Genomic DNA, 6,967 nt, shown 5'->3' with positions numbered 1-6,967 from the left:
AAGCTCTGAAATCGACATATGTCCAAGCCCTCTATTCAGGCTCAACATCGTCAATCACAAGGTGATCCGGAAGGTGGGGTCAAGATGACGCTTACAATCCGATTTACGGCGACGTGCTTTAGAGTTTTTCGGCTTCATTAAAGGCGTCAGCAGGAAGGACGTGGAGATTTGACGGGTGTCGAGCGGCGGCGTACAGGTCTGACGACGAGAAGCTGTCGGATGCTGCCGTCGCGGCTGCAAAGATTGCCGGCGTCGCTCGCCCGCACGATATCAAATCTCAGCAGATTTGTACCTGGTGTTGACTCAGATTCTCAAAGGCTGCTTCACCGGACGCGCGCTCAATATCGGGCCATATCAGCTGCGAGTTGCCGCCGCAGCCTGACTGTTGCAAAGAGATCACTGTCTGCTACTTCGACATCGGGCAATTTCTCTATCTCTCGAATGACGGACCGAAGCATAATTTTCCGTTGATCCGGGCAGTAAAATCCAGGGATAGCACTCCAATCATCTCTGGAAACTTCTGTCAGTTTGGCCCTTGTTTGATCGACGCAGGGCCAGAGATGAGGGGACCAAAGCATGTGGAAATAGGGTATTACCACTACGTCGGCATTCCTATCCCAGAGTATCTTGGTAATAAGCGAAATCTTGCTTTTATCGAGCTCCCCATTCAGAGCTAACATAGCCGGTGGCCAGTTCGCTTGCGCGGATGTGAGGTTTTTATCGCCGCCTATATTGAATGTGCGGAAGCCAATAGCGGGGGCTAAGTAGTTTGCTATAAAATCGTTTCCCCAAGGTGCAAAAGCAACTACTTCATTTCGCTTAACGCTAACGCGTAGTTTATCAATTAAGTCTTCATCAATCTGGAGAAATTGCGCTCTGTTGTCCGTGAGGGAGTGATATCTTTGAGGAAGATTTGGAATATTTAAGAAGGTAATCAACATCAAGGTTGCAACGGGCGCCACGCTACCTCTTCGAGACGATCCCGCCCAGACGATAACAGACGCCCACAGTGCCAATATCCCAAGGGCAGACCAGCGATAAGACGCTCGCATGGATTTAAAGCCTGGCAGGGTTTCCGAGATCCATGTGCTGCCCGTCGGCCCAAGACCATATTCGGCAGGCATCATTGCGCTCTGCTGTCGGGGCTGAGTTATCTGAATGTGCTCGGGCTTAATTGCGTTTATTTTTAGAGTCGGTCCAAGTGCCATGAAGAAGCCAACGATCGCCATAGCTAAAAAGCCTGTTGCCACGCTGCGCTTCCGCCTAACTTGCCACCAAGCAAATAGCCCAGCCAGAATTACCGGAAGCGAGAATGTTGTTCTCCAAACCGAGGCGTCACCGAAATACACTGCATCGGTACGAGGTACGCTTACCCCTAGAAAATCCAAGAACCAATGGAAGCCTTTTGTTGGTACAGCGATGAAAGATAGATCGAGCCCCCATCCACGAAAGAAATCTATGGGGCTCGTCTCGAACTGACCTTTACCAACGTATGTCGTGTACGCAAGGTATGCCAAGTATAGGCTGGAGATTTGAACAGGCAGCGCAATTGTGATAAGGTATCGACGATTTGATATGTCAGTCAATAAAAAGTAACAAAGTAGAATGCTGGATCCTGCGGCGAACATAACAAAAGTATAGCCGTCCATGAATACCGAGACAAGGGACGCTCCAAAATGCAGAAAAACACTCGATTTTGGGCCGGATACTGGCAGGCGCTGAAATAAATTCAACGATACCAGGAAGTAAAAGGGCAGCAGGGCGATTCCCAACGAAAGCATGGAATAGCCAGAGTGCGCCCAAATGGTGGGCATGCTCATCCACGTCATAGCACCAAGGATAGAAACTGAACGGCTTGCTTCAAACGCTCGGGAAATGAGATAGGCTGAACAGAACGCCACCATGAACCAGAGGGCAACCATTCCGGCATAAGCGTCGGAAGGGCGTAGCCCCAGTCGGATTAACCAGCTTTCGGGCAGAGCGCCGGCTAGGCCAAACGCAATCGCAGCCGGTTTCGGAAGTCCGAAGTCGTGCGCATATATGCTATACAAAGGTCCGTTGGCGAATGATTTAGCAAAACCAGTTGTCCAGACTGCCTGCCCCAGCGTGGGTGTCATCAAGAACGGGACGGCGCCATGGAAAAACAGCGTTAGGCCAATCGCTAAGATTGCGAAGGCCTTTTGGCGAGCGGTCCAGTTATCGACTTCCGACATGTCTGCTCCGAAAATTCCAAAGGATGCGTTGGCTTATTTTTTGAACTCAAGAAGCATGATGACCGTGGCAACAAGAGCGTCTCCAACGGTCGTTACGAAACGATATCCGAGTGCGACCGCGGTTGCTTCGGCCGTAGGCAAGCCCGCTGCGGAGAGGCCGGCAATAAGAATAGTCTCGCGGACGCCAAGCCCTCCAGGTGCACCCGGAACGACGAAGCCGACGAGCCATGCCGCAGCTCCGATGCCGATTAGTTCGGACAACCCACTAGCAGTCGAAAGGCTTTTGCAGAGCGCGGCTAGCAGCAATCCGCTTCCAATGAAAAACAGTGCGTAAAAGGCGAAGGCTACGGCAGCTGCGACAAGTGCTTTTTGCCCGGTTCCTGCCATTCTCTGGCGAACAATCGTAGTCGCGCCAACGGCCAGGACGGTGATACCGCCTACAACCAATACGTTGACCAAGGTTGGATCATCGATGCCACGTTCCTCGAGTGCATGGACTAAAACCGCTCTTGCCAACAGTGCCGAGATGCCTGCCGCTGCCAGGAGGATGGTGAGCAATTCCGCTATTTGAGCAAAAGCAAGGGCCTTGTTCGATGCTCCCTCGCTTCTGGCGAGACGATAGCGCCCGACCATGTGAAGTACGTTGCTAGGCAGGTATTTGTAGATTTGCGTTTTTCCATAAATTGCAAGCGCACGTCCGATACCGAACGAGGGATCATCGATGGCAGTCAATAGCCGGTGCCACGCCAGTCCACAAAGTTGGAGGATCATCGCATACGCGAAAACGGAACCAGCAACGGCAAACAGAAATAATGGGGAGGCAAGCTGCTGTTGCAGGCTGTCCAGCGAACGGTAGATAGCCCGACCAACGAAGGCAAATGCGGCTAAGCTAACAATGACACCGACGATTCGGACGACAGGCTTTATTCGGTTTGCCTGCGCTGCCAGGCTTTCCGGCGTCGTCTCAATCACAGCGGCAAAGAACCATCGTCCAGGGAAGGGGCGTCCGGACCTCAACGACTTTCATCGTTTTTCCCAGCATATTAATAAAATTAGCGGAGGACCAATGCTGGATATGACCGGGCGTATTGCCCAGATCCGTGATGTATTTACCTCGGGCCAGATTGAGTATGCGCCAGATGGGCTCCCTGGGTACGCTGAGGAGGAGATATGGATTTGCCAGCGATTTCAAAATGGCCAACGCACGCTCGGTTTGGGGAACATGCTCCAGCACTTCACAACAGATCACCAGTTCAGCGGATGCTTCCTCCCGCGTCAGATCGAAGAGTGATCGGGCTTCAAATCTCGGCGCGATACCGCGCGTTGCGCACTGCTGATTGGATTCCGCGACACTCGATATCTCGAGATCACTTCCACGGACGTCCCAGCCGCGGTCGTGAAGACGCATCGACAAATTACCTTCGCCGCATCCGACCTCGTACACTTTTCGGGCTCCGGTCTTTACCGTAAGCTCATCGAAACTGTCTAGGAAGCCATTCATCAAATAGCGGGCGATAGGATTCCGCGTATTGTACTTGTCATAATAGTTGCCAGGGACATTGTCGTATATTGGCGGTGTTTCCGTCATTTTATTTCTTCCTGCTCACGACGCAGTGAGAGGCCCGAGGCCGTATCTGTCTTCGATTTCCACCACAAAGAGCCGAATGGCGCCAGAGAGAATTACTTGTATTTTATCAACTTGGGCCAGAAGCCCCGGCCTTGTGCCCTTTGTGGAATTGTCATAGGCGGGCGTCAATCCGGATATTTGATTACCCACGCCCCTTTGCTTTCTTTTTCGGTTCGCCGGACGTCTCGGCTGGCTGGCCATCGAGGCCAGTCTGCGAGAGGCTGCGCAGTTCTTGCTGCAACTGCCGAATCCGGACCTCTTCTAGCAATTGCCGGTTGACGGCGATGAGTTCGGCGAGAATTCCGCTCATGACAAGAATACCCGCGAGCGCAAGCAGCGCACTCGAGAGGACGAGCGACTGGATGTTGCCGCTACCATGGCCGGCCATATAGTTATAGAGGAAGCGCAAGATCATCAACGTTCCCGGTATTGCGACAACCGCCGCGCAGGCGGTGAAGAAACGTAGTGGGCTGTAGACGATGAATATTCTAACAATCGTGATCAACGAGCGACGGACGTAGCTTGCTACACTCTTGACGAGCCTTGACGGTCGCAGATCGCCATTTACCCGGATCGGCACGGAGGTGATCGGAATATTCTTGCGCCCCGCCTGGATAATTGTTTCCAGCGTGTAGGTGTATCGGTTGAAGACGTTCAATTGCACTGCCGCGTCGCGATGGATAGCGCGAAAGCCGCTGGGAGCATCGGTGACGGTCGTATCGCTTGCCAGCTTCACGGACCAGCTACCAAACCTCTGCAGTATTTTCTTGATGGACGAGAAGTGTTCTATCTCGCTGATCGGTCTGGCGCCCACTACGATCTGTGCACGCTTTTCCAATATGGGGCGGACCAAGTCGGGAATGCAAGACGCGTCATATTGATTGTCCGCGTCCGTGTTGATGATCACGTCGGCCCCGAGTTTCAGCGCCGTTTCGATTCCGGTCATGAAGGCTTTAGCTAGGCCCTGATTGTGTGACAACGAGATTATGTGATCGACGCCGTTTTCGGCTGCAACCCGCACCGTCCCGTCGGTCGAGCCGTCATCAATGACGAGCCACTCCACCGTGTCGAAACCCTCGACGTGACGCGGGAGATCCGCGAGCGTAACCGGCAAAGTTCCTTCTTCGTTCAAGCACGGTATCTGGATAATGAGTTTTCGCAATGTAACTCTCTTTGGTAACTCCCACGGGTGCGCGTTTAGTCTGGCTCTAGTTCTAGAGCAACTCATTTATTGCTATGAGATTGCGTCATCAACATCAGGTGTATTTTATATATTTTATGATTTAAGTTAAGAGCGCATACCGTCGCAAACCACCGGCAAACTTCAACATGTTTTGCGACTACCATTCGCTGCCAAATTGGTGCGCCAATTTCAAATACCGGCAGTCGACTTTCCCCTCTTTGTGAACCGCGCCGGATTTGCCGGAGGCTCCAACTTCTCAGAAAGTGGAGTCGATATGAGCAAGACAACAAACAAATTTTCACCTGAAGTCCGCGCCCGTGCCGTGCGGATGGTTTTGGATCACGAAGGCGAATATTCTTCGCGGTGGGCACCGGTTTCCTCGATCGCTGCCAAGATTCGGGGAGGAGAAGCGCATCTGCGCTTCTTACTCCACTAGCCACCTGGCAAGGCTTCGTTTACGTGGCCTTCGACATCGCCAAATGCTCGCCCTTCAGTCGCATGTGGCACCAGCAGGCGAAGGCGGAGGAGGCGAAGGCTAGGCTTTCGCCGATGGCCAAGCGGTTGTTGGAGTTGCTGAGCAGAGTCAGCGAGAAGAAGAACAGGCACATGATGTAGGCGTGCCATGCGGCGCGCGGGATGATGCCTGCCTTGCGGGCGCGCCAGACGGCGCGGATGAAGATGGCGAGCATGAAGGCCATGATGGCGGCGCCGAACAGGCCGTAGCGTACCAGGATCTCCAGATAGCCGTTGTGCAGCAATGTGTACTCGACATGCGAATAGCGGGTCTCGGCCCAGCGCTCCAGCCATCTGTTGCCCCAGCCGAAGACCGGCGCGGAGGAGAAGACCTCCCAGCTGTTGGACCAGAGCTGCAGGCGCTCGTCCATCGATACGGGCGTGTTGGTCGAGCTGATGGCGTTTGAGACCACGCCGCCCATCTCGTGGCCGTCGGCCATGTTTTCCACCATCGAAATGGCTGCCGCCACGGTCGGGCCGGCCGCCTTGTCGAGGTTGTGCCTGACGCCGTATATGCCGGCAATCAATAGGGCGGCCACGGCGATGATGATGATGGCGCCGCTCTTCAGGCGCAGATAGGTCAGCGTGATGAGCGCCAGCAGCGGCAGCGTGATGCCGAGCGCCAGCCAGACGCCTTTCGATTTGGCGCCGTAGATGGCGATGAAACAGAGCGCGAAGATGAAGGGCGAAACGATATAGGCAAAGCGGGCGATCCGGCGGTCGCTCGATTTGTCCGTCAGGTAGTGCAGCAGCCAGAACAGCGTGAAGATCACGATCATGCCGCAGGCGACGGCGCCGTGGATCTGGTTGTTCATGATCAGCGGGCGGATGGTTTCGCCGGCAAAGACCTCGCGCAGATGCTGCGTTGCCACAAGCATGATGAGGACCATGGCGAAATAGGCCGCGACGATCTTCTCCATCAGCTCTTCGTAGAGCAGAAACGCGACGCCCATGATCGGAAAGAAGAACGGGAAGGCGTAGAGCCAGTCCGAGGCACCGATATCGTGCTGCGGCGTCAGCCAGAAGGTGATGCCGAACCGGGCCATGACGTAGACGGCCCAGCCCATACAGAGCCAGCCGATCCAGTCCGTGCGCGGCCGTATGGGCGCCTTGATATAATAATAGAGGGCGATCAGGGAGAGAAGCGCTGTGGCGTAGCGATAGGCATCGCTTTCGACCACGGTCGGGGAGGCGACGAGCAGCCAGAGCAGGCCGCCGATGATCGCGACCGGTTTCGCCATGCTGCTTCCAGCCTTTGTGACGCCGATCGGTTCGGCTGCGAGATCAGCATGCGGTTTGTTCATGCGCTGGTCGTCCAATGTCGTCGTCCGCCTTCATTCACAGTCGGTTTACTTCCGGCATTCCAGATCCTCACGACGGCCCCTATGGCCGCAAAGGGGCAGGAATGCGGCATTTTTCCCATACCGGCAT

Annotated in this window: 5 protein-coding genes and 1 pseudogene; 1 reads left to right on the top strand and 5 read right to left on the bottom strand. The window is 54.5% G+C overall.

What is annotated here, in order from left to right; genetic code table 11:
- Nucleotides 1–338: 338 nt before the first annotated feature.
- The 4 genes from ACIQWP_RS20070 to ACIQWP_RS20055 form a co-directional block, all read right to left on the bottom strand.
- Entirely contained in the window at nucleotides 339–2,213 is a 1,875-nt protein-coding gene (locus tag ACIQWP_RS20070) for a hypothetical protein (protein WP_402790987.1), read from the bottom strand.
- A 33-nt stretch (nucleotides 2,214–2,246) separates the two neighbouring features.
- The gene (locus ACIQWP_RS20065; protein ID WP_402790984.1) at nucleotides 2,247–3,185 is read right to left on the bottom strand and encodes a lysylphosphatidylglycerol synthase domain-containing protein; all 939 of its coding nucleotides are present in this window, start codon (nucleotides 3,183–3,185) and stop codon (nucleotides 2,247–2,249) included.
- The gene (locus ACIQWP_RS20060; protein WP_402790981.1) at nucleotides 3,178–3,801 is read right to left on the bottom strand and encodes a class I SAM-dependent methyltransferase; all 624 of its coding nucleotides are present in this window, start codon (nucleotides 3,799–3,801) and stop codon (nucleotides 3,178–3,180) included. Before ACIQWP_RS20060 ends, ACIQWP_RS20065 begins: the two co-directional genes overlap by 8 nt.
- Before the next feature lie 181 nt (nucleotides 3,802–3,982).
- Nucleotides 3,983–4,972, bottom strand: a complete 990-nt coding sequence (locus tag ACIQWP_RS20055) for a glycosyltransferase family 2 protein (RefSeq protein WP_402790978.1) — start codon at nucleotides 4,970–4,972, stop codon at nucleotides 3,983–3,985.
- A 325-nt stretch (nucleotides 4,973–5,297) separates the two neighbouring features.
- On the opposite strand from ACIQWP_RS20055, the pseudogene ACIQWP_RS20050 reads away from it, so the two are divergent.
- Nucleotides 5,298–5,420, top strand: a pseudogene (locus ACIQWP_RS20050) (IS3 family transposase); the annotation flags it as partial.
- A 58-nt stretch (nucleotides 5,421–5,478) separates the two neighbouring features.
- Here the strand turns inward: ACIQWP_RS20050 and ACIQWP_RS20045 are convergent.
- Nucleotides 5,479–6,840: an O-antigen ligase family protein gene (locus ACIQWP_RS20045; protein WP_402790975.1), complete on the bottom strand. Its 1,362-nt coding sequence runs from the start codon at nucleotides 6,838–6,840 to the stop codon at nucleotides 5,479–5,481.
- Nucleotides 6,841–6,967 lie beyond the last annotated feature (127 nt).

The organism is Rhizobium sp. NPDC090279 (assembly GCF_044769665.1).
GTDB lineage: Bacteria > Pseudomonadota > Alphaproteobacteria > Rhizobiales > Rhizobiaceae > Rhizobium.
The sequence above is the reverse complement of the archived record's forward strand: the minus strand, read 5'-3'. Positions and strand labels throughout refer to the sequence as shown.

Bases quoted from the DNA above. Each gene is read 5' to 3' on its own strand.
- ACIQWP_RS20070 (WP_402790987.1), bottom strand. From the start codon at position 2,213: ATGTCGGAAGTCGATAACTGGACCGCTCGCCAAAAGGCCTTCGCAATC.
- ACIQWP_RS20060 (WP_402790981.1), bottom strand. From the start codon at position 3,801: ATGACGGAAACACCGCCAATATACGACAATGTCCCTGGCAACTATTAT.
- ACIQWP_RS20045 (WP_402790975.1), bottom strand. From the start codon at position 6,840: ATGAACAAACCGCATGCTGATCTCGCAGCCGAACCGATCGGCGTCACA.